We start from the raw sequence: 24,711 nt of genomic DNA on the forward strand, positions 1-24,711 counted from the left end.
TCGTCGCGGCGCACGCCCTAGCAAAACGGGCGCCGAAGCGCCCGCAATCTGATCCGACCAAAGTCGCGAGAGCCTTATCCGCCGAGGCTGCCGAACAGCGTGCGCAGCACGTCCACGCCGCGGTCGTCGAAACTCACCTTGCCTTCCCGGCCACCGGGGCCGACCACGATCACCTTGGCGCCGACGTTGGCGCGGGCGTAGAGGTGCTCGACGTCCTTGTTCATCATGCGGATGCAGCCGGATGACATGTTGAGGCCGATCGACCACGGCTCGTTCGTGCCGTGGATGCGGAACGCCGTGTCGTGGCCGTTCTTGTTGTAGAGGTAGAGCGCACGCGCGCCGAGCGGGTTGTTGATGCCACCCTCCATGTAGGCCGGCAGGATCCGCCCCTTCTTGCGCTCGCGGACGATCATTTCCGGCGGCGGCGTCCAGCCCGGCCACTCGGCCTTGCGGCCGACCTTGACGACGCCCGACCACCCGAAGCCCTCGCGGCCGACGCCGATGCCGTAGCGGATCGCGCGGTTCTTGCTCTCCACGAGGTAGAGGAACTTGTTGTTGGTATCGACGATGATGGTGCCGGGACGCTCGTCCGTCGTCAGGCGTACCATGCGGCGGTGGTATTTTGCCGGCACCGGCTTCTGCTGTGCCACCTGCACGACGTCACCGGTCGTCGCGTCGGCCGCGCCGGGCCGGCTGGCGTTGAAAGCGTGTGCGTTTGCCGCCGGCAATACGGCGCAAAGTGTAACAGCGCCCGCGACCAGCACTGGGACGAGTTTCCTCATGTCTTTACCCTCTCCGATCCTTACTTCACGGGAAGGCTAGCGAACTCTCCCGGCAATTCAAGCGGCCGGCGCCATAGAGGTCCATTGTGAAGGCAATGAGGCGCCACTAAGAAAAAGGGTGTTGCCCTCCGCGCACACTGGAACGGCGGCCCAGGGCCGCCGTTCCAAGACGCGCGCAGTTGAACCGGCGATCAGATGACGATCACCTTCGTTCCGACATTGACGCGCTCGTAGAGGTCGATCACGTCCTCGTTGCGCATGCGGATGCAGCCGGAAGAGACCGCGTAGCCGATCGTCCATGGCGCATTGGTGCCGTGGATGCGATAGAGCGTCGAACCGAGATACATGGCCCGCGAGCCGAGCGGGTTTTCCGGGCCGCCCTCCATGAAGGCCGGAAGGTAGTGGCCCTTGGCGGCTTCGCGGGTGATCATCTCCTTCGGCGGCGTCCAGCTCGGCCATTCGCGCTTGGCGGTGACCTTGTGCGTGCCGGCCCACTCGAAGCCCGGCTTGCCGACGCCAACGCCGTAGCGCTTTGCCTTGCCGTCGCCCATCACCAGGTAGAGGAAGCGGTTGTTGGTGTCGATGACGATCGTGCCCGGCCTGTGCGTCGTATCGTAGTCAACGATCTGCGGCAGGAACATCGGGTCGAGCTGCGTCTGTATCGGCCGGGCACCGGTGACGGCCGCCAGTTGCACGCCGCCGGCTGCTGCCGGTGCCATCGCCGGCTGCTGGCGCATGATGCGGCGCTGCTGCGCCTGCTGGCGGTTGACGATCCTGCGCGAGGTGACGGCGGGCTGCACGCCCTGTCCGGTCAGTTGCATGACCCAGGGCGCTGTCAGGTCCGGGCTAACCACGACGGGCGGGCGGGTCGCATAGCGGTCGTTGGCCTCGGCGGCCGGTGCCGCAAGCCCAAGGCAAGCAGCGATCAGAAGCGATTTTTTCAACATCGGGCGTACTCTCAACCTTTCGCCAGGCGTGACGACACGGCCGCCCGCGGGGCGCGGCGGATGTCGGATAGCAGTGCGCGCCTTCACGGCGTCTCGGTTGCGATGCTCTCACCCTGCGGGAAGCGAATGGTAAATTCCTCTTCATGAAAAGGCCGCTGATGCCGGAAACCTCCGGGTAGGGTTATTGTCCCCTTTCCAAATCTGGTTGACGAGTGGTAAACGGAACAAAAAGGAAACGCATGGAGCGGGACATGGCGGCACGAGGGATTGTTGCGGGCGACGACGGGCGCGAGCGCTGTGCATGGCATGGCAACCTGGAGGACTACCGCCGCTATCACGACGCGGAGTGGGGGAGGCCCGTCACCGACGACTTCCGCCTGTTCGAGAAAATCTGCCTTGAGGGTTTTCAGTCCGGTCTGTCCTGGCTGACGATCCTGCGCAAGCGGGAGAACTTTCGCGCGGCCTTTGCGGGTTTCGACTACGACAAGGTGGCAGCCTTCGGGGACGACGACATCGCCCGCTGCCTTGCCGACGCCGGGATCGTGCGCCACCGCGGCAAGATCGTCTCCACGATCAACAATGCCCGCCGCGCCCAGGAAATGCGGGAAGAGTTCGGCTCGATCGCGCGGTATTTCTGGAACAACGAACCGCCTGCAGCGGAGCGCCCGGCAGTGATGGACTTCGAGACCCTGATCGCCAATCCGACCACGCCGGCCTCCAAGCGCATCTCCAAGGATCTGAAGAAGCGCGGCTGGACCTTCGTCGGCCCGACCACCGTCTACGCCTTCATGCAGGCGATGGGTCTGGTCAACGACCATCTCGCCGGCTGCTTCTGCCAGCCGGAGGTCGACAGTCTGCGCCGGAATCTCGACCGCTCCTTCCGCGCTGTCGCCGCCGGTTGAGGGCACCCGCGGCAGCGATTCCCTGTTTCCGAGCCCATGAAGCTTGCGTGAGGATTGCGCCGCCGTGCCCGGCGCGGCGGTGACGGGTGTATTTTTTCGCGAATCATGTATCGTTCCGGTTGCGGGGCGATCAGATGACTGATTCAACTGGGGGAAATACTGCGTTGGACCTGGGGTGCACCGTTCAGAGCTAAATGATTTAGCCAACGGGGAAACGATGACGCATAGCGGCCAAGAAATCGAGGCTTGGGCCTGCAGCAAGGCTCAGGAAATAGTGTTGCGCGAGGGATTCAATCTCATCCGTTCCGCGCGCGACGGCAACAATATCGAAATCAGACTGCACAGCATGACGCTCGCCAAGGTCATTGCGGCCTCGCTTGTCGAGGCATCGAGCACGATCGAAGCGAACCAGGGAAAATAATCGGCGGACCAAAGGTGAACGGGCCTGGTCCTGTCGGCCGGGCCCGTTCCTTTTTCGCTTTACTTGGCGTTCTGCTCCAGCCAGGTCTTCATCATTTCGATTTCAGCCTGCTGCGCCCGGATCACCTCTTCGGCGAGCCTGCGTATGGCGGGATCCTTTCCATATTCCAGCTCGACCCGCGCCATGTCGATAGCGCCCTGGTGATGGGCGATCATGCCGCGCACGAAATCCACGTCCGCATTGCCGCTGAACGCGAAATTCATTCCGGCGTGCATCCTGGCGTTCGCCTGTGCGAAGGCCTGGCTCGCCGGCCCCTGATCGCCTTTCGGCGCGCCCGTTTCCATCGACTGGTGAGCGGAATGGTCCATGCCGTTCGACTGGTCCTGCGCGAGGGCGGGCATGGCGAGAAGGAGCGCGAGGGCTGTGCCCCGAGCCAGACGTTTGATGTGCATGTGATGTCCTATCTGAATTCCAGTGTCTCTTGTCTGCGCAAACAGCGTTCCGCAGGGGTGACGTCTTCAGAGAGGAAAGGTGCGGGGCGGGGGCACCGGCGGCATGATCTCGCCGCCGATCAGCGGCGAACCGGACGCCACCCCGCGGTCCTCATGCAGCAAGACCGGGCGGACGCTCTCGATTTCGCTGACGACGGCAAAGCAGGCCGAGCAGAGAAGCGGATGAACGCCGCCATGCGTCTTGCCGCCCTGATCGTCGCGATCGTCATGATCGGCATGGCCGGAATGGGCAGCCGGATCACCGGCCATGGCGTGATGGGTGTGCTCGCTCGCCATGGTCGCGACATGCAGCGACGCCGCCATCACCGGCGTCCAGCCGGAGATTGCCGCCGCGATGAGGGCGAGGATAAGCAGGAGGCGTCTCATGCCCGAGATCTAGGACGGCTTGCGGGCGAGGAAAAGTCCCCCTGCGCGATTTTCCGCATGCGGCCGTTTCCGAGCCGCGCACCGGCCGCCGCCCTTGCCGCATCCGGCCCAATCCGCTAGGGAAGCGACCCGAACGTACTCTCAGAAATTCCGGGCGTCCCGATGAGCGAAAAGCAGAAGAAACCGCAGAAACTGAAGGCCCGCTTGCCGCGCGGCTTCGTCGACCGCACGGCTGCCGACATCCGCGCCGTGGACGAGATGACCGCGAAGATCCGCGAGGTCTACGAGCGCTACGGTTTCGACCCGGTCGAAACGCCGCTGTTCGAGTATACCGACGCGCTCGGCAAGTTCCTGCCCGACAGCGACCGCCCGAACGAGGGCGTGTTCTCACTGACGGACGACGACGACCAGTGGATGAGCCTGCGCTATGACCTGACCGCGCCGCTAGCCCGCCATGTGGCCGAGAACTTCAACGAGATCCAGCTTCCCTATCGCACCTACCGCGCCGGCTACGTCTTCCGCAACGAGAAGCCGGGCCCCGGCCGTTTCCGCCAGTTCATGCAATTCGACGCCGACACGGTCGGTGCTGCAGGCGTGGCCGCCGATGCCGAGATGTGCATGATGATGGCCGACACGATGGAGGCGCTGGGCATCAAGCGCGGCGACTACGTGATCCGGGTCAACAACCGCAAGGTGCTCGACGGCGTCATGGAGGCGATCGGGCTTGGCGGCGAGGAGAATGCCGGCCGGCGTCTGACCGTTCTGCGTGCCATCGACAAGCTCGACAAGTTCGGCCCCGAAGGCGTGCGGCTTCTGCTCGGCGAAGGCCGCAAGGACGAGAGCGGCGATTTCACCAAGGGGGCCGGTCTCGGTGCCGACCAGATCGAAAAGGTACTCTTCTTCGTCGGCATCAAGGACTATGCCGAAAGTGCTGCCCAGCTCGCAGAGCTCGTCGCCGGTACTGCAAAGGGGCCGGAAGGCGTCGAGGAGCTGAACCAGATCGGTCATCTCGTGGGCTCCGCCGGCTATGACAGCGGCCGCATCAAGATCGACCCGTCCGTCGTCCGCGGCCTCGAATATTACACCGGTCCCGTCTTCGAGGCGGAACTGCAGTTCGCCGTCACCAACGAGAAGGGCGATAAGGTCGTGTTCGGCTCGGTCGGCGGCGGTGGTCGCTATGACGGGCTGGTCTCGCGCTTCATGGGCCAGCCGGTGCCGGCCACGGGATTTTCCATCGGCGTCTCCCGCCTGATGACGGCCTTGAAGAACCTCGGCAAGCTCGGCGAGGACGAAGTCGTGGCCCCCGTCCTCGTCACCGTCATGGATGGCGACACAGACAGCATGGGCCGCTACCAGCGCTTCACCCAGGCGCTGCGCGCCGCCGGCATCCGTGCGGAGATGTACCAGGGCAACTGGAAGAAGTTCGGCAACCAGCTGAAATATGCCGACCGCCGCAACTGCCCGATCGCCATCATCCAGGGCGGCGACGAGCGCGCGCTCGGCGTCGTCCAGATCAAGGACCTGATCGAGGGCAAGCGCCTTGCCGGCGAGATCGAGGACAACGTCACCTGGCGCGAGGCCCGCGTCGCCCAGGTTTCCGTCTCCGAGGAGGACATGGTCCAGCGGATCCGCGAAATCCTCGCCCACCAGGCCGACGACCGCAAGCGGGCGGGCAGGGGCTGATGGCGATGGCTGCCGCTTGCGTCCAAGTACCAAGGCCGTCCCTCACCCTAACCCTCTGCCCGCAGGCGGGGAGAGGGAGCCGGGGAAGGCGCGGCGTCCGTCCTTCTCCCCGCGCGCGGGGAGAAGGTGCCGGCAGGCGGATGAGGGGCGAGGTGGCAGTGGCGGCATCGAATGAGGCCATCCCATGCCGCTGATCAATCTCCCGGCCTTCGCGCCCGATCTTCTGGCGGCTTTCGAGAGGCTCGAGACCGAGCGCGTCGACACGCCGGTCATCCAGCCGGCCGAGCCGTTTCTCGATATCGCCGGCGAGGACCTGCGCCGCCGCATCTTCCTGACCCAGAGCGAGACCGGTGAGAGTCTGTGCCTGCGGCCGGAATTCACCATTCCCGTCTGCCTGCGCCACATCGAGACGGCGACCGGCACGCCGAAGCGCTATGCCTATCTGGGCGAGGTCTTCCGCCAGCGCCGCGAGGGCGGCAGCGAATTCTACCAGGCGGGGATCGAGGATCTCGGCACGCGCGACTTCGCGCTCGCCGATGCGCGGGCCGTTGCCGACGCCATGTCCGTTCTCATGACGCTGCTGCCGGGGCGGCCGCTGACGGTGACGATGGGCGACCAGGCCGTCTTCGAGGCGGTCGTCGCCGCCCTCGGCCTGCCGGTCGGGTGGCAGAAGCGGCTGGTGCGCGCCTTCGGCGAGCAGTCGCAGCTCGAGGCGCTGATGCTGCGGCTCGCCAGCCCCGAGCATGTCACGGGCCTCAGCCCCGAGATCGAGGCGCTCGTGAAGACCGGCGACGACGAGGCGCTTGTCGCCCATATCGACGGCGTGATGCAGGCGACCGGCTACCTGACCAATGCCAGCCGCGCACCGAAGGACATCGCCCGCCGCCTGAAGGACAAGCTGGCCCTGGCGGGAGCCTCGCTCGATGCCGCAAAGCTCGACATCCTGCGCGAGTTCCTGTCGCTCAACGTCAGCCTGCGCTACGCGCCGGGCGTGCTCGACGACTTTGCGGCAAGCACCGGCCTGCCGCTCGACGCCGCGGTCCAGGCCTTCGATGCGCGCGTGGCCGCCTTTGCCAATGCCGGCGTCAAGCTCTCCGACATCACCTGGCGGGCAGCCTTCGGCCGTCCGCTCGACTACTACACCGGGCTCGTCTTCGAGATCACCATGCGCGGCGACCATCGCGTGCTCGCCGGCGGCGGCCGCTTCGACCGGATGATGTCGCTGCTGGGGGCCGCCGACGACATCCCCGCCGTCGGCTTTTCCCTTTGGCTCGACCGCATCGAACACGCAATCGAAGAAGGTGCGCGCGCATGACCGTCACCATCGCGCTTCCCTCCAAGGGCCGGATGAAGGAAGACGCGTCCGCGATCTTCCAGCGCGCCGGCTACACCATCGCCACCGTCGGCAACGACCGCTCCTATCGCGGCCGCGTCGAGGGGCGGGACGACATCGAGATCGCCTTCCTCTCGGCTTCGGAGATTTCGCGCGAGATCGGCAACGGGACCGTCGATTTCGGCGTCACCGGGGAGGATCTGGTGCGTGAAGGGCTGGCCCGCGCCGATGAACGCGTCGAATTCTGCGCCCGCCTCGGCTTCGGTCATGCCGATGTCGTCGTCGCCGTGCCGGAAATCTGGCTCGACGTCGAGACGATGGCCGACCTCGGCGACGTGGCGGCGGATTTCCGCGCCCGCCACGGTCGCCGGTTGACGATCGCGACGAAGTACTGGCGGCTGACGCAGCAGTTCTTTTCCGGCAATCACGGCATCCAGCTCTACCGCATCGTCGAGAGCCTGGGGGCGACGGAGGGCGCGCCGGCCTCCGGTTCGGCCGACATCATCGTCGATATCACCTCGACCGGCTCGACGCTGCGCGCCAACCACCTGAAGATCCTCTCCGACGGCGTCATCCTGAAGTCCGAGGCGTGCCTCGTGCGGGCGCGCAAGGAGAGCCACGACAGCGATCCGGTGGTGGCCGAGATCGTCGCCGCGGTGCGCGGCGTGCTCTGAGCCGGGTCTCGTCACGGCACCTCCTCCTCCGTCATCCCGGCCCCGAGCCGGCATCCAGCGGCGCCGCGTCGGCGGCGCGGGAAATGCTCTTCTCGCGCAAGGACTTGCGCGCGCTGGATGCCGGATCAAGTCCGGCATGACGGGCGTGTGCATTTCCTGACCGCACGTCGGGACGTGGTCCCCCCTTTCCCCACAGCCTTCGGCGTCCTATTTATGCTGCATCGCAATTTCCAGGAGCAGCCCGTGACCGATCTGTCCGCCTTCCCGATCACCCAGAAATGGCCCGCGAAAAATCCCGATATCATCCAGCTCTATTCCCTGCCGACGCCGAACGGCGTGAAGGTTTCGATCGCGCTGGAGGAACTGGGTCTTGCCTACGAGCCGCATCGGGTGGATTTCGGGGGCAACGAGCAGAAGTCGCCTGAATTCGTCTCCCTCAATCCGAACGGCCGGATTCCGGCCCTGATCGACCCGCACGGCCCGGATGGCAGGCCGATCGGCCTTTTCGAATCAGGTGCGATCCTCTGGTATCTGGCCGAAAAGACCGGAAAGCTTGTGCCTTCAGACCCGGCGCAGAAATACGAAACGCTGTGCTGGGTGATGTTCCAGATGGGCGGCGTCGGGCCGATGTTTGGCCAGTTCGGCCATTTCTACAAGTTCGCCGCCGACAAGGTCGCCAACAATTCCTATCCGATGGAGCGCTACCGCGACGAGGCCAAGCGCCTGCTCGGCGTGCTGGAAGGGCGGCTGCAGGACCGTCAGTGGATCATGGGCGAGACCTATACGGTCGCCGACATCGCGCTGTTTCCCTGGGTGCGCGGCGCCGATATCTTCTATGGCGGCCGCGACGTGCTCGGTTACGGCGATTTTCCTGCCGTGATGGGTTGGCTCGAGCGCTGCACGGCCCGCCCTGCCTCGCAGAAGGGCATCGACGTTCCCGCCAAGGAGTGACGCAGTGAAGCGCCCGGATGGCGCGCATCCGCGTTGACGCGGGCCGTCCCGGCGCGCTACCTCTTTGTGCTAAAGCATCGAGGGCAGGAACATCATCGTGACGGGAAGATTGGTAGTCGTCGGCGGCGGCCAGGCCGCATTTGCCCTGGTCGCAAAGCTGCGGGCGCTGAAGGATGCGCGACCGATCACGATCGTCAGCGCCGAGGCGACCCCTCCCTACCAGCGGCCCCCACTATCCAAGAAATATCTGCTCGGCGAGGCCGATCTCGGCCGCCTGCATTTCCGCTCCGAAAGCTGGTACCCGGAACACGAGGTCGAACTGCGGCTTTCCACCGAGGTCACCTCGATAGACAGGGCTGCCAAGACGGTGAAGCTCGGCGACGGCTCGACGCTTTCCTATGATGTTCTGGCCCTTGCCACCGGCGCAGCCCCCCGCCGCCTCCCGGCCGAAATCGGCGGCGACCTCGACGGCGTCTACACCGTTCGCGACTATCTGGACGCCGACCGGCTGGGCACCGAGATGTCGGAAGGGCGCCGGGCGCTGATCGTCGGCGGCGGCTATATCGGACTGGAGGCGGCTGCGGTCGCCCGCGGCAGGGGGCTCGAGGTTACGGTCATCGAGATGGCCGACCGCATCCTACAGCGCGTCGCCTCGCCTGCGACTGCGACGATCCTCAAGGCGATCCACATCGCCCGCGGTGTCGACATTCGCGAGAAGACCGGCCTCGTCCGGCTGATCGGCGAGGACGGTCGGGTGACGGGCGCGGAGCTTTCCGACGGGTTCGTCCTGCCGGCCGACATCGTCATCGTCGGTATCGGCGTCGCGCCGAACGACCGTCTCGCCCGCGAGGCGGGCCTCGAGGTCGCAAACGGCATCGTCGTCGATGAGCATGCGCGCACCTCCGATCCCTCGATCTTTGCCATGGGTGATTGCGCGGTGCTGCCGTTCGAGGGGAACCGGGTGCGGCTGGAGTCGGTCCAGAACGCGGTCGATCAGGCCGAAGCCGCCGCCGCCGTCATCGCCGGTGGAACCGAGCCTTACGCGCCAAGACCCTGGTTCTGGTCGGACCAGTATGATGTGAAGCTCCAGATCGCCGGCTTCTGCATGGGCTACGACGACACGCTCGTCCGGCCCGGCCAGCGCGAAGGCAGCGTCTCCGTGTGGTATTTCCGCCAGGGGCGGTTCATCGCCGTCGACGCGGTGAACGACGCCAAGGCCTATGTGGTGGGCAAGAAGCTCCTGGAGCAGGGGCGGACGCCCGAGCGGACGGCGCTGGAGGATCCAGCGACGGACCTCAAGACGCTGACGCTGTGACGCCGCCCTGTTCCTGCGGAGCGCCTGTTTCAGGTATGTTAAGCATCTTCACGTTGCGTGAGAGCGTTGGGGCGCCGGCAGGCCGCCAATTCATGCATTCTTCAGCTTTCTCCGGCTGAGTGCGGACAAATCGCACTCAAACGGACTTCCCATGTTGCGCATCGTTACCTGCCTGACCGTGGAACATGATCTGCGGCTGGTTCTTCTTGCTGCTGTCGTCTGTTTTCTCTCCTGCTACACCGCCATTTCGCTGATCCAGCGTGCCAGATCCGCGGAAGGGAACGGTCGCGCCCTGTGGCTGTGCGTCGCCGGCGTTGCCAGCGGCTTCGGCATCTGGACGACGCATTTCATCGCGATCCTGGCCTATGACCCCGGCGTGGTCTTCGGTTATGGCATGGAACTGACCCTGGTGTCGCTTCTGGTCGCGATCGCATTGACCGGCTTCGGCGCGGCTCTGGCCACCTATCTCTCCGGAAGCACTGCCGCGGTCGCCGGTGGTATCGTTGTCGCGGCGGGCATTAGCGCGATGCACTATCTGGGCATGGCTGCGCTGGAGTTGCCGGGACAAATCGAATGGGATCCGGTCCTGATCGCCGCTTCGCTGATGGCGGGCGCTTTCTTCTGCGGCGCTTCGTTTGCGCAATTGGAGCGTCGAGCGGGTGCTGCCGCTCGCCTCGGCGCCGGCCTCCTGATGACGCTCGGCGTGGTCTCGCTGCATTTCGTGGGCATGGCATCGGTGACCGTCGTGCCCGGACCGATGACAGTGGACGACACTGCGATCCTCTCGCCGGATCTGATGGCGCTGCTGATGGCGCTCGTCGCCCTGTCTCTGCTGTCGATCGGGCTGATCGCGGCCGTTTTTGCCAGAAAGGCGGAATCGGTCGCCACCGAAAGCATGCGGCAGTTCGCAATGCTGGTTCAGGGCGTCTCCGACTACGCCATCTACATGCTCGATCCGGAGGGCGTGGTTTCAAACTGGAATGCCGGCGCCGAACGCAACAAGGGCTACAAGGCGCACGAGATCGTCGGCCGCCATTTTTCGCAGTTCTATGGCGAGGAAGATCGCAAGGCCGGTGCGCCCGGCTTTGCCCTGGAAAGTGCCCGCCAACACGGCAAGTACGAAGCCGAGGGCTGGCGTTATCGCAAGGATGGATCGCGCTTCTGGGCCAACGTCGTCATCGACGCCATCCACGATGAGAGCGGCACCCTTGTCGGCTTCGCCAAGATCACCAAGGACGTGACGAAGGAGAAAGCCGACGCCGATCGCATCGCCGAGGTCAGCCGGAATCTCGATCTGGCCCTGGAGAACATGTCGCAGGGGCTGTGCCTGTTCGACAGCGAGGAGCGGCTGGTCCTGTCCAACTACCGGTGCGCCGAACTCCTGAGCCTGCCAGGCCGCATGAATGTCGGCCTCAGCTTCCGCGAGCTTGTCGACGCTGCGCACTCCGCAGCCTCCGAGCTGCCCGAGGTCTGGCTGCTGAAGGCGCCCGAGTTCTATGCGCGGCACCGCAACATCGTCCGCGAGGGCGGCGGCGCGATCGTCGAGACACTTCCAGGCGGAATGTCGGTTCAGGTCAAGTATCGCACCTTGCCGGACGGCGGCTGGGTCGCCACCTTCGAGGACATCTCCGAGCGCCTGCGCAACGAGGAGCAAATCGCCCACATGGCCCGGCATGACGGCCTGACGGGACTGCCGAACCGCGCGCATTTCAACGACATCCTGGCGGCGGCCATCGAGCATGCCGGACGTTCGGGCGGAAAGGTCGCGACGATCGGCATTGACCTCGACAAGTTCAAGGAGATCAACGACACGCGTGGACATGCGGCGGGCGATCAAGTGCTGGTCACGCTGGCGGAGCGCATGCGCGCCTGCCTCGGGCCGGATGAGAACGTCGCGCGCTTCGGCGGCGACGAGTTCGCCGCCTGCAAGCGGTATGACGATATCGCCGATCTCAACGGCTTCATTCAGCGGCTGGAGCGCTGCCTTCAGGCCGAGGTCGTGATCGACGGCTACGAACTGAAGCCGGGCGCAAGCCTCGGTGTTGCGATCTATCCGCAGGACGCGGACAATCCTGAGGTGCTGCTGAACAACGCCGATCTGGCGATGTATCGTGCCAAGGACGCGCTGACGCAGACGGTCTGCTATTACGAAGTGTCCATGGACGAAGTCGCCCGCGATCGCCGGGGCATCGCCAAGGATCTGTGGCTGGCCATCGAGCGTGACGAACTCTACCTGCACTATCAGGTCCAGAAGGCTGTCGACAGCGGTTCGGTCACCGGCCTGGAGGTGCTTCTCCGCTGGCGGCATCCGGATCGGGGCATGGTCTCGCCTGCGGAGTTCATTCCGATCGCGGAGGAATGCGGTGCGATCCTTCCGATCGGCGAATGGGTCCTGCGGGAGGCCTGCCGGGAGGCGGCGAGCTGGCAGGAGCCGCACCGGATCGCGGTCAACCTTTCGCCGGTGCAACTGACCAATGCGGATGTGGCCGGCCTGGTCGGTCGCGTGCTTGAGGAGACCGGTCTGGACCCGACCCGGCTGGAGCTGGAGATCACCGAATCGACGATCATCGGCGACAAGGAGCGCGCGCTGCGTGCGCTACGCCAGATCAAGGCGCTCGGCGTCACCATCGCGATTGACGATTTCGGCACGGGCTATTCATCGCTGGAAACGCTGCGCTCGTTCCCCTTCGACAAGATCAAGCTCGACCGCAGCTTCATGAGCGAGGTGGAGCAGAGCGCACAGGCAAAGGCGATCCTGCGCGCGATCGTGGCCCTCGGACAGACCCTCTCCGTGCCTGTGCTGGCGGAGGGCGTCGAAACGAGGGAGCAGCTCGATATCCTGGTGCTGGAAGGCTGCGACGAGGCGCAGGGCTATTTCCTCGGCCGCCCCGGCCCGGTAGGCGAGGGTACTGCGCGGAAGGATGCCGCCTGACAGGCCAAGCCGCTTCCACTCCGGCACCTGTGTGATGCCGGGCGCGGAGACAAGGCGCTACTGAGCCGGCGAGATCCCGTGCCCGTTTTCCACATGGAAGCGGGGAAAGATGAAGACGCCGATGATTGCGCCGGCGTATCGCTGTTCCAGCCCTGTCGATTCCCCGACGCACAACACCGGTTGGCGCCGGATGCCGTCGATCTCGATGGTGGTGGAGAAGCAGAAGGACGAGGAAACCGTGGCCGCCTGCTCGAAGAGCTCCAGCACATGGTTGCGATCCTGCAGGGTGTAACAGCGGACGAGATTGAGCAGGCCGCAGCTGCGCTGCTCCAGCCGGTGCATGCGCGCCGCCCGCTCGCCAAGCTGAAAAAGCCCGTTAGAGAGGTCGCCCGTCCAGCGCTCGATGGCGCAGTACTGCGTCAGGAGTTCGTTGTCGGGTGAATCGAACGCGATGGTTCCCGTTACAAGCGGCGCAACGAAGGCAGTCTTGGCAATTTTGAACACGTTGAACCCCAGCCGGTCAGCGACATCGCGCCCCGTGCCGGTGCGCCGATATCGGCATTCCTCGCCCCCCAAAAGACTGACCGGGAAGGTGCGGCTTCTCCGGTCTAGCCAAACTCGATCGATGTCTGCGCAGTTGTTTTTATTGTTCGCTCGCAAACGCCAACGAACCTTGTTTTGTCACGTGCCGACATCCGGAATGATGTGCTTCCGCTGATATGAAAGGACATGCCGATCTTCGGACGTCATAACCACGTCCTGGCTCGTGCCGTCAGAATGCCCCCAGCGTCAGTCCAGCTTCGCTGCAGGTTCTATACCGGCTTGAATGCAACCGGCAATGGGCCATCGGCAAAAAATGTAATGGTTTAAGTGATTTCGCGCCGGACGGCGGTGGCAAAAAACAGAAAGGGCGGCCCGAAGGCCGCCCGATCCGCATGCAGTTTAGACTTTCGTCCAATTACATCATGCCGTCCATGCCCATGCCGCCCATGCCGCCTGGCATTGCCGGAGCGTCCTTCTTCGGCAGCTCGGCGATCATGGCTTCGGTGGTGACGAGCAGGCCGGCAACCGAGGCTGCGTCCTGGAGTGCGGTGCGAACGACCTTGACCGGGTCGACGATACCCATGGCGATCATGTCGCCATACTCGCCGGTCTGGGCGTTGTAGCCGTAGTTGTCGCCATTCTGCTCGAGGATCTTGCCGACGACGATCGAGGCTTCGTCACCTGCGTTCTCGGCGATCTGGCGGGCCGGAGCCTGCAGGGCGCGACGAACAATGTTGATGCCGGCGTCCTGGTCGGCATTCTCGCCCTTGACCTTCAGCTGGGAAGAAGCACGCAGCAGGGCGACGCCGCCGCCCGGTACGATACCTTCCTGAACTGCAGCGCGCGTCGCGTTCAGCGCGTCGTCGATGCGGTCCTTCTTTTCCTTCACTTCGACTTCCGTCGAGCCGCCGACGCGGATGACGGCAACGCCGCCAGCGAGCTTGGCCAGGCGCTCCTGGAGCTTCTCGCGGTCGTAGTCGGAGGTGGTCTCTTCGATCTGAGCCTTGATCTGGGCAACGCGGCCTTCGATCTCGCCCTTCTGGCCTGCGCCGTCGACGATCGTGGTGTTCTCCTTGGAGATGGAGACCTTCTTGGCACGGCCGAGCATGTCGAGGGTGACGTTTTCGAGCTTGATGCCGAGGTCTTCGGAGATCACCGTGCCGCCCGTCAGGATGGCGATGTCTTCGAGCATGGCCTTACGGCGGTCGCCGAAGCCCGGAGCCTTGACGGCAGCGATCTTGAGGCCGCCACGCAGCTTGTTGACGACGAGCGTCGCAAGAGCTTCGCCTTCGACGTCTTCAGCAATGATGACCAGCGGCTTGCCGGTCTGGACAACGGCTTCGAGAACCGGGAGCATCGCCTGGAGGTTGGAGAGCTTCTTCTCGTGCAGGAGAATGAAAGCGTCTTCCAGGTCGGCGACCATCTTTTCCGGGTTGGTGACGAAGTAGGGCGACAGGTAGCCGCGGTCGAACTGCATGCCTTCGACGACTTCGAGCTCGGTTTCGGCGGTCTTGGCTTCTTCAACCGTGATGACGCCTTCGTTGCCGACCTTCTGCATGGCTTCGGCAATGTCGAGGCCGACCTGCTTGTCGCCATTTGCCGAGATCGTGCCGACCTGCGCAACTTCTTCCGAAGTGGAGATCTTCTTGGCCTTGGCCTGGAGATCCTTGACGACTTCCTTGACAGCGAGGTCGATGCCGCGCTTCAGGTCCATCGGGTTCATGCCGGCCGCAACGGCCTTGTTGCCTTCGCGAACGATCGCCTGGGCCAGAACGGTTGCGGTGGTGGTGCCGTCACCGGCGACGTCGTTGGTCTTCGAAGCGACTTCGCGGACCATCTGGGCGCCCATGTTCTCGAACTTGTCTTCCAGTTCGATTTCCTTGGCGACCGAAACGCCGTCCTTGGTGATGCGCGGAGCGCCGAAGGACTTGTCAATGACGACGTTGCGGCCCTTGGGGCCGAGGGTGACCTTCACTGCGTCAGCGAGGATGTCGACGCCACGCAGCATCTTTTCGCGCGCGGTGCGGCCGAACTTTACTTCTTTGGCTGCCATTTCTTGAACTCCTGGAAAGGGGTGTCAGCGATAAATCGGAAAAGAAGGTATCGGCAGGATCAGCCGATGATGCCCATGATGTCGGCTTCCTTCATGATCAGAAGGTCTTCGCCGTTGAGCTTGACTTCGGTGCCCGACCACTTGCCGAACAGGACGCGGTCGCCGACCTTGACGTCGAGAGCGACGATCTTGCCGCTTTCGTCACGGGCGCCGGAGCCGACAGCGACGATCTCGCCTTCCTGCGGCTTTTCCTTCGCGGTGTCCGGAATGATGATGCCGCCCTTGGTCTTTTCCTCGGACTCGACGCGACGTACGACGACGCGGTCGTGGAGCGGACGGAAGTTGGTGCTTGCCATTGTCTAATCCCTCGATCAAATGACATTTCCGGATCGGGAGCCGACCCGTTGGATGGGTGTTAGCACTCGTCGTTAGTGAGTGCTAGCGGCTCCGAGATAGGCTTGGGTCCGGATGGAGTCAAGAATTGGCTCTCAAAAAAGTTGGTCACCCCGATCGATTGACTTGATTGGTGGGATTATGTTTAACAGTGGCATGGGGTTTGCGAATGCCCCACGAGGCGCCATGCCGAACTTCGCGTCCTTTAATATCCACAGAGGGACGTATCATGGCCTCCTATAACGCAATATCTCCGGACAAACTCGCGCGACTGATCGGTACGCCGAAAGCGCCTGTTATCATCGATGTGCGCGACGACGATGATTTCGCCGCCGCGCCCTCCCTGTTGCCATCGTCAATCCGCAAAGGTCACGCCGATGTCGAGGCCTGGGCCGCGGCCTATCGCGATCGTTGCGTGGTCGTTGCCTGCCAACGGGGGCTGAAGCTCAGCGAAGGCGTTGCCGCCTTCCTGCGTCTAGCCGGTGCACAGGCCGAAATCCTCGAAGGCGGCTTTGCCGCATGGCAGGAGGCTTCCCTGCCGCTCGTTCCCGTCAAGAGCCTGCCGCAAGAACGAGCGATCGGCGGCACGCTCTGGGTCACGCGTTCGCGTCCGAAGATCGACCGGATCGCCTGCCCCTGGCTGATCCGGCGGTTCGTCGATCCCGCGGCAAGATTTCTCTTCGTCGCGCCTTCGGAAGTGGGGGCGGTAGCCGAGCGGTTCGCCGCAACCCCCTTCGATGTGGAGGGCGTGTTCTGGAGCCATCGCGGCGAGCTGTGCAGTTTCGACTTGATGGTGGATGAATTCGGACTGGAATTTCCTGCGCTGAAGAACGTTGCCAGGATCGTGCGTGGTGCAGACACCAACCGGCCCGATCTCGCGCCGCAGGCGGCGGGTCTGCTTGCGATCTCGCTCGGCTTGTCACGCACGTATGCCGATGACCTCGAACAACTCGAGGTGGGCATGCTCGTCTATGATGCGCTCTACCGTTGGGCGCGCGATGCCACCGACGAAAAGCACGACTGGGTCTCGCACACGCCGCGCAAGAGGGACGACCGTGGATAAGCCCGCGCTTTCCGGCGGCGCCGAAGTTTCGGCGCCGCCGCATCCGTCCTTTCGCGAGGCGCTCGGCGTCTGGATCCGCATCGGTCTCCTGAGCTTCGGCGGTCCGGCCGGCCAGATCGCGCTGATGCACAAGGAACTGGTCGAAGATCGGCGGTGGATCTCGGAGAGCCGGTTTCTGCATGCGCTGAATTACTGCATGCTGCTGCCAGGGCCCGAGGCCCAGCAACTGGCGACCTATATCGGCTGGCTCCTGCACGGCACGCGCGGCGGCATCGTCGCGGGAACGCTGTTCGTGCTGCCGGGTTTTCTCGTCATGTGTGCGCTGTCGGCGGCCTACGCGCTTTTCCAGCGCACCGACTGGCTGCCAAATCTCTTCTTCGGCCTGAAGGCTGCGGTGCTGGCCATCGTCCTCGAGGCGCTGCTCCGGGTTGCAGGCCGCGCGCTGAAGACGCCGTTCGCGCGCTTTCTGGCAGCGCTCGCCTTCGTCTGCCTCTTCTTTCTGGCACTGCCGTTTCCGTTGGTTATCGCTGTCGCGGGCATCGCCGGCTACCTTGCCGCGCGGTCGTCCCCAGACCTCCTGCAACCGCCGGCCGGCCACAGGGCGCATGCGCCAGACAAGCCCTCTGTGATCGGAGACGCGTTTGCTGACAGGCGGCGTAGCCTCGGGGCATCGCTCGGTATAATCATTGTCGGCGCCCTGCTCTGGGCAGCACCCTTCGCACTTCTGCCGCTGCTTCCCTCAGGCCCCGGCGCTTTCGCCGCGATCGGCGTCTTCTTCTCCAAGATGGCGGTGGTGACATTCGGCGGCGCCTATGCCGTGCTGGCCTATGTCGCCCAGCAGGCCGTCGATAGCTATCAATGGCTGAAGCCCGGCGAGATGCTGGACGGCCTGGCGCTGGCCGAGACGACGCCGGGACCGCTGGTCCTCGTACTCTCCTTCGTCGGCTTCCTTGCAGCCTTTCGGGATACCGGTGGCCTCGATCCCCTCGTTGCCGGCCTGCTCGGGGCGTTCCTGACGACGTGGGTCACGTTCGTCCCCTGCTTCCTCTGGATATTCCTCGGCGCTCCCCATGTAGAACGCCTACGGGCGAATACGGCCCTCTCGGGCGCGCTCGCCGCGATCTCCGCCGCCGTGGTCGGCGTCATCCTCAATCTGGCAGTCTGGTTCGGCCTTCACGTCCTCTTCCGGCAGGTCGGCACGCTAAATGCCGGTCCGGTCTCGATGGCGTGGCCCGACCCGTCGTCGCTTGACGTGTGGGCGTTGTTGTTGACGGCAGCCGCGGCGTTCCTGCTGTTCCGCCTCAAGCTCGGCATCGTCTATACGCTGCTGGCATGCGCCGTCGCCGGTTTTGTGCTGAGCGCTGTCATTTAGGCCACGGCCCGGCAAAATTCGGCCGAGGCCCTTGTTTTCTCTTTCCGGCTTTGCGATGTCAGCCGGGCTCTGAAAAGCATCGGAATATCAGCATGGCCAAGCGCATCCACTCTTTCAGCGAAATTACCGACCGGTACGATGTCGTGCTGTGCGACGTATGGGGCGTCCTGCACAACGGCGTCGAAGCCTTTGCCGGCGCCTCGGAGGCACTTGCCGCGGCCCGTGCCGCCGGCCTGACGGTCGTGCTGATTACGAATTCGCCACGCCCGTATCCGGGCGTGAAGGTGCAGATCCGCGGCCTCGGCGTACGCGACGAAGCCTATGATCGCATCGTCACCTCGGGTGACGTGACGCGTGCGCTGATCTCGTCCGGGCCGGAAAAGATCTATTTCATCGGAGCGGAAAAGGACCATCCGCTGCTCGACGGGCTCGGCGTCGAGGTGGTCTCCGCGGAAGAGGCCGGCATCGTCGTCTGCGCCGGGTTCCGCGACGACGAGCGGGAAACGGCCGAGGACTACCGGGCCGAGCTGGAAAAGCTTGCCGCCCGCCACCTTGCCTTCATCTGCGCCAACCCGGACCTCGTGGTCGAGCGCGGGCACCGGCTGATCCCCTGTGCGGGCGCGCTTGCGAACCTGTACGGCGAACTGGGCGGTACCTCGCTCATCGCCGGCAAGCCGCACCGCCCGATCTACGAAAAGACGATCGAGGAGGCGCGCGAGGTGCGCGGAGCCTTCGATCTGTCGCGCGTGATCGCGATCGGCGACGGCATGCCGACCGACGTCCGCGGCGCCGAAGCCTTCGGGCTTGACGTCCTCTATATATCCGGCGGTATCCATGCGCAGGAGTATGTCGCTGACGGCAGGACGGACGAAGTGAAGCTCGAGGCGTTCCTGGCGCGCGAGCAGGCTTCGCCGAAGTGGTGGATGCCGCGCCTGCGATAACTGGACGGACGAACGCCATGACCGTATTCCATCGCAACGAGACGAAGGAGCCGCTCCCGGAGCATCTGCGCGGCGGCGTGGTCGCGATCGGCAATTTCGACGGCGTGCATCGCGGGCATCAATCCGTGTTGCAGCGCGCCCTGGATATCGCCACTGAGCGCGGCGTGCCGGCGCTGCTTCTGACCTTCGAGCCGCACCCGCGCACCGTCTTCCGTCCCGACCAGCCGGTCTTCCGTCTCACGCCGGCTCCGCTGAAGGCGCGTATCCTGGAAGGCATGGGCTTTGCGGCGGTCATCGAATATCCCTTCAATCGGCAGTTCTCGCAGATGTCGGCGGCGGATTTTGTCCGGCAGGTACTGGTGGAGTGGCTGCACGCCGGCCACGTCGTCACCGGCTTCGATTTCCATTTCGGCAATGCCCGCGAGGGCGGCCCCGCGTTCCTGATCGCCTCCGGCCAGAAGCACGGCTTCGGCGTGACCCTGGTCGACGCCTTCCGCGACGAGGCGGCCGAGGTGATTTCCTCCAGCCGTATCCGCGCGCTGCTTTCGGACGGCGAAGTCACGGAAGCGGCCGGACTGCTCGGCTATCGGTATTCCGTCGAGGCCGAAGTCATCGGTGGCAAGCAGCTCGGCCGCACGCTCGGCTTCCCGACCGCCAACATGCAACTGCCCCCCGAGGTCGCCCTGCGCACCGGCATCTACGCGGTCCGCTTCCGCCGCGCCGACGGCACGCTCTATGACGGGGTCGCAAGCTTCGGCCGCCGCCCCACGGTGGACAGCAACGGCGCGCCGCTTCTGGAGACGTTCGTCTTCGACTTTGCAGGCGACCTCTACGGCGAGATCTGTAGCGTTACCTTTTTCGAGCATCTGCGCGACGAACTGAAATTCGACGGGCTGGACGCGCTGGTCGTGCAGATGAAGCGCGACGCCGAAGAGGCGAGGGCGCTTCTGGCCGGTATCCGTCCTCTGGGTGCGATCGACGCCAAGCTCGCATTCTGATCGCCCGATTGCGCGCGCCCCCTTCCTTTTTCAGGCAAAAGCGCATAAACAACCGCCACCATGGCGCCACACAGGTTGATTTTCATATCCCGAATTAGTGGCCCGGCCTTCCGCGCGCTCTGAGCGAGGCCGGAAGGTCCGGGTATTTGGGCGTGCAATGCCGCGCCTCCGCCGTCACCGACAGACAGATCCCCTTTAATGTGCGCGCGTTCACCCGCGCGATGAAGCGATAGCCAGGCCATGACCGACACGTCCGAGAAGATCGACTATTCCTCCACCCTCTACCTGCCGCAGACGGATTTCCCGATGCGCGCCGGCCTGCCGCAGAAGGAACCGGAAACGGTGGCCCGCTGGCAGAAGATGGGCCTCTACAAGAAGCTGCGCGCCTCTGCCGCCGGCCGCGAGAAGTTCGTGCTCCACGACGGACCGCCCTATGCCAATGGCAACATCCATATCGGCCATGCGCTGAACAAGATCCTGAAGGACGTCATCAACCGCTCGTTCCAGATGCGCGGCTATGACGCCAATTACGTCCCCGGCTGGGACTGCCACGGCCTTCCGATCGAATGGAAGATCGAGGAGAAGTACCGCGAGAAGGGCCAGAACAAGGACGAGGTCCCGGTCAACGAGTTCCGCCAAGAATGCCGTGAGTTCGCCACCGGCTGGATCAAGATCCAGTCGGAAGAGTTCAAGCGCCTCGGCATCGAGGGCGACTTCGACAACCCCTACACGACGATGAACTTCCACGCCGAAGCCCGCATCGCCGGCGAACTGATGAAGATCGCGAAAAGCGGCCAGCTCTACCGCGGCTCCAAGCCGATCATGTGGTCGGTTGTCGAGCGCACCGCGCTCGCCGAGGCTGAAGTCGAGTATGCCGACGTCGAGAGCGACATGATCTGGGTGAAGTTCCCGGTGAAGGAAGGCCCGGACGCACTCGCCGGCACCTTCGTCGTCATCTGGACCACGACCCCCTGGACGATCCCCGGCAACCGCGCGATCGCCTATTCCTCGCGCTACGCCTACGGGCTCTATGAGGTGGCGACCGCCGAGAACGACTTCGGCCCGCAGCCGGGCGAGAAGCTCATCTTCGCGAAGCGCCTGGCCGACGAATCCGCCGCCAAGGCCAAGCTGACCTTCAATTTCGTCCGCGACATCGAGGCCGATGAACTTGCCGCCATCACCTGCGCCCACCCGCTGCACGGGCTTGGCGGCGGCTACGACTTCAAGGTGCCGCTGCTCGATGGCGACCACGTCACCGACGATGCCGGCACCGGCTTCGTCCACACCGCTCCCAGCCACGGCCGCGAGGACTTCGACGCCTGGATGGACAAGGCGCGCGAACTGGAAGCCCGCGGCATCTCGTCGGCGATCCCGTTCCCGGTCGACGACGCCGGCTTCTATACGCTCGACGCGCCCGGTTTCGGCCCCGACGCCGAGGGTGGTCCCGCCCGCGTCATCGACGACAAGGGCAAGAAGGGCGATGCCAACGACCGCGTCATCAAGGCGCTGATCGCCCGCCATGCGCTGTTTGCCCGCGGCCGGCTGAAGCATTCCTATCCGCATTCCTGGCGCTCCAAGAAGCCGGTGATCTTCCGCAATACGCCGCAGTGGTTCGTCTACATGGACAAGGAACTCGGCGACGGCACCACGCTGCGCTCGCGCTCGCTGTCTGCCATCGACGACACCCGCTTCGTCCCCGCCGCCGGCCAGAACCGCCTGCGCGCCATGATCGAGGGTCGCCCGGACTGGGTTCTGTCCCGTCAAAGGGCGTGGGGCGTGCCGATCGCGATCTTCGCCGACGAGGACGGCAACGTGCTGGTCGATGACGCCGTCAACGCCCGCATCCTCGAAGCCTTCGAAAAGGAAGGCGCCGACGCATGGTTCGCCGACGGCGCCAAGGAGCGTTTCCTTGGCAACGACCATGACCACGACAAGTGGCAGCAGGTGATGGACATCCTCGACGTCTGGTTCGACAGTGGCTCGACCCACACGTTCACGCTGGAAGACCGCCCCGACCTGAAGTGGCCGGCCGACGTCTATCTGGAAGGCTCCGACCAGCATCGCGGCTGGTTCCATTCGTCGCTGCTGGAAAGCTGCGCAACGCGCGGCCGCGCGCCCTACAACGCCGTCGTCACCCACGGGTTCACGATGGACGAGAAGGGCGAGAAGATGTCGAAGTCGAAGGGCAACGTCGTCTCGCCGCAGGACGTGATGAAGGACGCCGGCGCCGACATCCTGCGCCTGTGGGTCATGACCACCGACTACTGGGAAGATCAGCGCCTCGGCAAGACGATCATCCAGACCAACATCGACGCCTACCGCAAGCTGCGCAACACCATCCGCTGGATGCTCGGCACGCTCGCCCACGACAAGGGCGAGGAGATCGCCTATGCCGACATGCCGGAGCTGGAAAAGCTGATGCTGCACCGGCTGTCCGAGCTGGATAAGCTCGTGCGCGAGGGCTACGACGCCTTCGACTTCAAGAAGATCGCCCGCGCGCTGATCGACTTCGCCAACGTCGAGCTGTCGGCCTTCTACTTCGACGTCCGCAAGGACGCGCTCTACTGCGACGCACCGTCCAGCCTGCGCCGTCGTGCGGCGCTCGCCGTCATCCGCAAGCTGTTCGACTGCCTCGTCCTGTGGCTGGCGCCGATGCTGCCGTTCACCACGGAAGAAGCCTGGCTGTCGCGCAAGCCCGACGCGGTCTCGGTCCATCTCGAGCAGTTCCCGGAAATTGCGGCCGAGTGTAAGAACGACGCGCTCGAACAGAAGTGGGAGAAGATCCGCACGGTGCGTACCGTCGTCACCGGCGCGCTCGAGATCGAGCGCCGCGAGAAGCGGATCGGCTCGTCGCTGGAGGCAGCCCCCGTGGTCTACGTCACCGATGCGGAACTGATGGCGGCGCTTGAAGGCGAGGACTTCGCCGAGATCTGCATCACGTCTGGGATCACGCTGGTCTCGGGCGAGGGCCCGGCCGAAGCCTTCCGCCTGCAGGAGGTCGCGGGCGTGGCTGTCGAGCCGAAGCTGGCGGAAGGCGCCAAGTGCGCCCGTTCATGGCGGATCACCACCGATGTCGGCTCCGATCCGGACTACCCGGACGTCTCGGCGCGCGATGCGGCCGCCCTTCGCGAGATCGGCTTCAGCATCGCCGCCTGAGGTGGCGAGATCACGAAAGGTTGTGAACAAGGCGGTTAAGTTACCGGATGAATTGCGCTTTAGCGCTTCATCCGGTATTCCTGCCCGAAAATCGTCGGATTTTTCCGTCACCGCACGGCATCCGACGAACTTCATCGACGCGATTCACCGGCTTGGCCGGGAAGGGTTTGCATGGCAATGACGCGAGAAATTCGACTGGCCGGCGCTGCAGCGCTGCTTGGCGCCTGCGCCGTCCTTTCTGGTTGCGTTGGCGGTCCGACCTACGGCACCGACAAGACGAGCGGCGAGCAGTTGATGGACGACCTCGGCAACGCCGTGATGCTCCGGCCGCCGAACGGCGACAAGAAGATCGCCTATCAGCCACGCGGCTCGCTGGTCGTGCCGAAGGACGAGGCGACGCTGATCCAGCCGCAGAAGACGCTGGCCTCCACCGCCGACAATCCGCAGTGGGTGGAAAGCCCGGAGGACATGCGCGAGCGCCTGAAGGCGGAGGCGACCGAGAACGAGCGCAAGATCGGCTACAACTCGCCGCTGCAGACCCAGAACAACACGATGCGCCAGCTTTCCACCAAGGAACAGCAGGAACAGTATCGCGAGGCGCGCAAGCTGCAGCAGGGCCTCTATAGCGACAAGCGCCGCTACCTGAGCGATCCGCCGCTCGAATACCGCAAGCTTCCGGAAGAAGCGGCGGCCGACCTCGGCGAGCCGGAGCGCAAGAAGGAAATTCGCCGGAAGAAGGAGGCGAAGATGGCCAATTCCGGCACGAAGAAGTGGTGGCCGTTCTAAGCCCGATGACCTATCGCATTCGCAACGCGACGCCTGCGGATGCGGGCGTCATCCTGCGTTTCATCACCGAACTCGCCGTCTATGAAAAGGCCGGGCACGAGGTCGAGGCGACGGTAGACACCATTGTCGCTTCCCTGTTTGGCGCAGGCTCCGTCACCCGCGCGGTGATTTGCGAGACCGATATGGGCGAACCCGCGGGCTTTGCCGTCTGGTTCCTCAGCTATTCGACCTGGCAGGCCCGCAACGGGCTCTATCTCGAAGATCTCTACGTGACGCCGGAACACCGCCGGGCGGGGCTCGGCACCATGCTGTTGCGTCACCTCGCCAGGGTTGCGGTCGAGGAGGGGTGCGGCCGTTTCGAATGGAGCGTGCTAGACTGGAACTTGCCGGCGATCCGCGTCTACGAGGCGATCGGCGCCGAGCCGCAGACCGAGTGGACGCGCTACCGCCTTTCCGGCGAAAAGCTGAAGCAATTTGCCGCCGGCTGAGCTGTTGTCAGCCAGATGCCGACAGATTTCACACTCCGGCTCACCTCGCGTTAACCGCCGGCGGCTATCCCTCTTCGCATGGTCAGGATCAGCCGAAAGA

Annotated in this window: 22 protein-coding genes and 2 pseudogenes; 16 read left to right on the plus strand and 8 right to left on the minus strand. The window is 64.6% G+C overall.

Going from position 1 to position 24,711, the window contains the following annotated elements; translation table 11 throughout:
* Nucleotides 1-74: 74 nt before the first annotated feature.
* The 3 genes and pseudogenes from CRO48_RS00530 to CRO48_RS33620 all read right to left on the minus strand — a co-directional run.
* On the minus strand, nucleotides 75-782 hold the full coding sequence (locus CRO48_RS00530; protein WP_097135392.1) for a L,D-transpeptidase: 708 nt from the start codon (nucleotides 780-782) through the stop codon (nucleotides 75-77).
* 191 nt (nucleotides 783-973) lie between these two features.
* Nucleotides 974-1,426, minus strand: a pseudogene (locus CRO48_RS33615) (L,D-transpeptidase); the annotation flags it as partial.
* A gap of 65 nt (nucleotides 1,427-1,491) precedes the next feature.
* A pseudogene (locus CRO48_RS33620) lies at nucleotides 1,492-1,729 on the minus strand (L,D-transpeptidase); the annotation flags it as partial.
* A 251-nt stretch (nucleotides 1,730-1,980) separates the two neighbouring features.
* Between CRO48_RS33620 and CRO48_RS00540 the strand changes: the two are divergent.
* Together CRO48_RS00540 and CRO48_RS32630 are read left to right on the plus strand one after the other, a co-directional pair.
* Nucleotides 1,981-2,631 carry a DNA-3-methyladenine glycosylase I gene (locus CRO48_RS00540; protein WP_097136033.1) on the plus strand — a complete coding sequence of 217 codons (651 nt, stop codon included), beginning with the start codon at nucleotides 1,981-1,983 and terminating at the stop codon, nucleotides 2,629-2,631.
* Between the two features lie 277 nt (nucleotides 2,632-2,908).
* On the plus strand, nucleotides 2,909-3,052 hold the full coding sequence (locus tag CRO48_RS32630) for a hypothetical protein (protein WP_210201967.1): 144 nt from the start codon (nucleotides 2,909-2,911) through the stop codon (nucleotides 3,050-3,052).
* A gap of 59 nt (nucleotides 3,053-3,111) precedes the next feature.
* Here the strand turns inward: CRO48_RS32630 and copM are convergent, their stop codons facing one another.
* Complete coding sequence (gene copM, locus CRO48_RS00550) at nucleotides 3,112-3,504, minus strand: CopM family metallochaperone (RefSeq protein WP_097135396.1); 393 nt, start codon at nucleotides 3,502-3,504, stop codon at nucleotides 3,112-3,114.
* 66 nt (nucleotides 3,505-3,570) lie between these two features.
* On the minus strand, nucleotides 3,571-3,930 hold the full coding sequence (locus CRO48_RS00555) for a hypothetical protein (protein ID WP_097135398.1): 360 nt from the start codon (nucleotides 3,928-3,930) through the stop codon (nucleotides 3,571-3,573).
* A gap of 162 nt (nucleotides 3,931-4,092) precedes the next feature.
* Between CRO48_RS00555 and hisS the strand changes: the two genes are divergently transcribed.
* The 6 genes from hisS to CRO48_RS00585 all read left to right on the plus strand — a co-directional run bounded on the left by hisS (nucleotide 4,093) and on the right by CRO48_RS00585 (nucleotide 12,818).
* Nucleotides 4,093-5,613 carry a histidine--tRNA ligase gene (gene hisS, locus CRO48_RS00560; RefSeq protein WP_097135400.1) on the plus strand — a complete coding sequence of 507 codons (1,521 nt, stop codon included), beginning with the start codon at nucleotides 4,093-4,095 and terminating at the stop codon, nucleotides 5,611-5,613.
* Between the two features lie 184 nt (nucleotides 5,614-5,797).
* The gene (locus CRO48_RS00565) at nucleotides 5,798-6,928 is read left to right on the plus strand and encodes an ATP phosphoribosyltransferase regulatory subunit (RefSeq protein ID WP_097135402.1); all 1,131 of its coding nucleotides are present in this window, start codon (nucleotides 5,798-5,800) and stop codon (nucleotides 6,926-6,928) included.
* Nucleotides 6,925-7,620, plus strand: a complete 696-nt coding sequence (hisG, locus tag CRO48_RS00570) for an ATP phosphoribosyltransferase (protein ID WP_097135404.1) — start codon at nucleotides 6,925-6,927, stop codon at nucleotides 7,618-7,620. Before CRO48_RS00565 ends, hisG begins: the two co-directional genes overlap by 4 nt.
* A 243-nt stretch (nucleotides 7,621-7,863) precedes the next feature.
* Nucleotides 7,864-8,571, plus strand: a complete 708-nt coding sequence (locus tag CRO48_RS00575) for a glutathione S-transferase family protein (RefSeq protein ID WP_097136035.1) — start codon at nucleotides 7,864-7,866, stop codon at nucleotides 8,569-8,571.
* A 97-nt stretch (nucleotides 8,572-8,668) separates the two neighbouring features.
* Complete coding sequence (locus tag CRO48_RS00580) at nucleotides 8,669-9,886, plus strand: NAD(P)/FAD-dependent oxidoreductase (RefSeq protein ID WP_097135406.1); 1,218 nt, start codon at nucleotides 8,669-8,671, stop codon at nucleotides 9,884-9,886.
* A gap of 151 nt (nucleotides 9,887-10,037) precedes the next feature.
* Nucleotides 10,038-12,818, plus strand: coding sequence for a bifunctional diguanylate cyclase/phosphodiesterase (locus tag CRO48_RS00585; protein ID WP_097135408.1), 2,781 nt, complete (start codon nucleotides 10,038-10,040; stop codon nucleotides 12,816-12,818).
* 57 nt (nucleotides 12,819-12,875) lie between these two features.
* Here CRO48_RS00585 and CRO48_RS00590 read toward each other — a convergent pair whose 3' ends face one another.
* From CRO48_RS00590 to groES, 3 genes are all read right to left on the minus strand, one after another.
* Nucleotides 12,876-13,322, minus strand: a complete 447-nt coding sequence (locus CRO48_RS00590; protein ID WP_097136037.1) for a hypothetical protein — start codon at nucleotides 13,320-13,322, stop codon at nucleotides 12,876-12,878.
* Nucleotides 13,323-13,776: 454 nt separating this feature from the next.
* Nucleotides 13,777-15,414 (minus strand): chaperonin GroEL, encoded by a 1,638-nt coding sequence (groL, locus tag CRO48_RS00595; RefSeq protein WP_097135410.1) that lies wholly within the window; start codon nucleotides 15,412-15,414, stop codon nucleotides 13,777-13,779.
* A gap of 59 nt (nucleotides 15,415-15,473) precedes the next feature.
* Nucleotides 15,474-15,770 (minus strand): co-chaperone GroES, encoded by a 297-nt coding sequence (gene groES / locus CRO48_RS00600; protein WP_097135412.1) that lies wholly within the window; start codon nucleotides 15,768-15,770, stop codon nucleotides 15,474-15,476.
* Nucleotides 15,771-16,036: 266 nt separating this feature from the next.
* Between groES and CRO48_RS00605 the strand changes: the two genes are divergently transcribed.
* The 8 genes from CRO48_RS00605 to CRO48_RS00635 all read left to right on the plus strand — a co-directional run bounded on the left by CRO48_RS00605 (nucleotide 16,037) and on the right by CRO48_RS00635 (nucleotide 24,611).
* Entirely contained in the window at nucleotides 16,037-16,870 is an 834-nt protein-coding gene (locus tag CRO48_RS00605; protein ID WP_097135416.1) for a chromate resistance protein ChrB domain-containing protein, read from the plus strand.
* Nucleotides 16,806-18,242 (plus strand): chromate efflux transporter, encoded by a 1,437-nt coding sequence (gene chrA / locus CRO48_RS00610; RefSeq protein ID WP_097135418.1) that lies wholly within the window; start codon nucleotides 16,806-16,808, stop codon nucleotides 18,240-18,242. The genes CRO48_RS00605 and chrA overlap by 65 nt, the downstream gene beginning before the upstream one ends.
* Nucleotides 18,243-18,334: 92 nt before the next feature.
* Nucleotides 18,335-19,183 carry a TIGR01459 family HAD-type hydrolase gene (locus tag CRO48_RS00615; RefSeq protein ID WP_097135420.1) on the plus strand — a complete coding sequence of 283 codons (849 nt, stop codon included), beginning with the start codon at nucleotides 18,335-18,337 and terminating at the stop codon, nucleotides 19,181-19,183.
* Between the two features lie 17 nt (nucleotides 19,184-19,200).
* Nucleotides 19,201-20,181, plus strand: coding sequence for a bifunctional riboflavin kinase/FAD synthetase (locus CRO48_RS00620; protein WP_097135422.1), 981 nt, complete (start codon nucleotides 19,201-19,203; stop codon nucleotides 20,179-20,181).
* 240 nt (nucleotides 20,182-20,421) lie between these two features.
* Nucleotides 20,422-23,337 carry an isoleucine--tRNA ligase gene (ileS, locus tag CRO48_RS00625; protein WP_097135423.1) on the plus strand — a complete coding sequence of 972 codons (2,916 nt, stop codon included), beginning with the start codon at nucleotides 20,422-20,424 and terminating at the stop codon, nucleotides 23,335-23,337.
* A 22-nt stretch (nucleotides 23,338-23,359) separates the two neighbouring features.
* A complete protein-coding gene (locus CRO48_RS32005; protein ID WP_176526609.1) occupies nucleotides 23,360-23,518 on the plus strand; it encodes a hypothetical protein in 159 nt (52 codons plus the stop codon).
* A complete protein-coding gene (locus CRO48_RS00630) occupies nucleotides 23,509-24,123 on the plus strand; it encodes a hypothetical protein (protein WP_097135426.1) in 615 nt (204 codons plus the stop codon). The genes CRO48_RS32005 and CRO48_RS00630 overlap by 10 nt, the downstream gene beginning before the upstream one ends.
* 5 nt (nucleotides 24,124-24,128) lie before the next feature.
* Nucleotides 24,129-24,611 carry a GNAT family N-acetyltransferase gene (locus tag CRO48_RS00635; protein WP_097135428.1) on the plus strand — a complete coding sequence of 161 codons (483 nt, stop codon included), beginning with the start codon at nucleotides 24,129-24,131 and terminating at the stop codon, nucleotides 24,609-24,611.
* Nucleotides 24,612-24,711: the final 100 nt, after the last annotated feature.

It is taken from the genome of Rhizobium subbaraonis, assembly GCF_900220975.1.
GTDB lineage: Bacteria > Pseudomonadota > Alphaproteobacteria > Rhizobiales > Rhizobiaceae > Mycoplana > Mycoplana subbaraonis.

Coding starts and splice junctions, on each gene's coding strand:
- hisG (WP_097135404.1), top strand. CDS start 6,925: ATGACCGTCACCATCGCGCTTCCCTCCAAGGGCCGGATGAAGGAAGAC.
- CRO48_RS00585 (WP_097135408.1), top strand. CDS start 10,038: ATGTTGCGCATCGTTACCTGCCTGACCGTGGAACATGATCTGCGGCTG.
- CRO48_RS00630 (WP_097135426.1), top strand. CDS start 23,509: ATGGCAATGACGCGAGAAATTCGACTGGCCGGCGCTGCAGCGCTGCTT.
- hisS (WP_097135400.1), top strand. CDS start 4,093: ATGAGCGAAAAGCAGAAGAAACCGCAGAAACTGAAGGCCCGCTTGCCG.
- CRO48_RS00555 (WP_097135398.1), bottom strand. CDS start 3,930: ATGAGACGCCTCCTGCTTATCCTCGCCCTCATCGCGGCGGCAATCTCC.
- ileS (WP_097135423.1), top strand. CDS start 20,422: ATGACCGACACGTCCGAGAAGATCGACTATTCCTCCACCCTCTACCTG.
- groES (WP_097135412.1), bottom strand. CDS start 15,770: ATGGCAAGCACCAACTTCCGTCCGCTCCACGACCGCGTCGTCGTACGT.
- groL (WP_097135410.1), bottom strand. CDS start 15,414: ATGGCAGCCAAAGAAGTAAAGTTCGGCCGCACCGCGCGCGAAAAGATG.
- CRO48_RS00540 (WP_097136033.1), top strand. CDS start 1,981: ATGGCGGCACGAGGGATTGTTGCGGGCGACGACGGGCGCGAGCGCTGT.
- copM (WP_097135396.1), bottom strand. CDS start 3,504: ATGCACATCAAACGTCTGGCTCGGGGCACAGCCCTCGCGCTCCTTCTC.
- chrA (WP_097135418.1), top strand. CDS start 16,806: ATGCCACCGACGAAAAGCACGACTGGGTCTCGCACACGCCGCGCAAGA.
- CRO48_RS00635 (WP_097135428.1), top strand. CDS start 24,129: ATGACCTATCGCATTCGCAACGCGACGCCTGCGGATGCGGGCGTCATC.
- CRO48_RS00620 (WP_097135422.1), top strand. CDS start 19,201: ATGACCGTATTCCATCGCAACGAGACGAAGGAGCCGCTCCCGGAGCAT.
- CRO48_RS00530 (WP_097135392.1), bottom strand. CDS start 782: ATGAGGAAACTCGTCCCAGTGCTGGTCGCGGGCGCTGTTACACTTTGC.
- CRO48_RS00615 (WP_097135420.1), top strand. CDS start 18,335: ATGGCCAAGCGCATCCACTCTTTCAGCGAAATTACCGACCGGTACGAT.
- CRO48_RS00605 (WP_097135416.1), top strand. CDS start 16,037: ATGGCCTCCTATAACGCAATATCTCCGGACAAACTCGCGCGACTGATC.
- CRO48_RS00565 (WP_097135402.1), top strand. CDS start 5,798: ATGCCGCTGATCAATCTCCCGGCCTTCGCGCCCGATCTTCTGGCGGCT.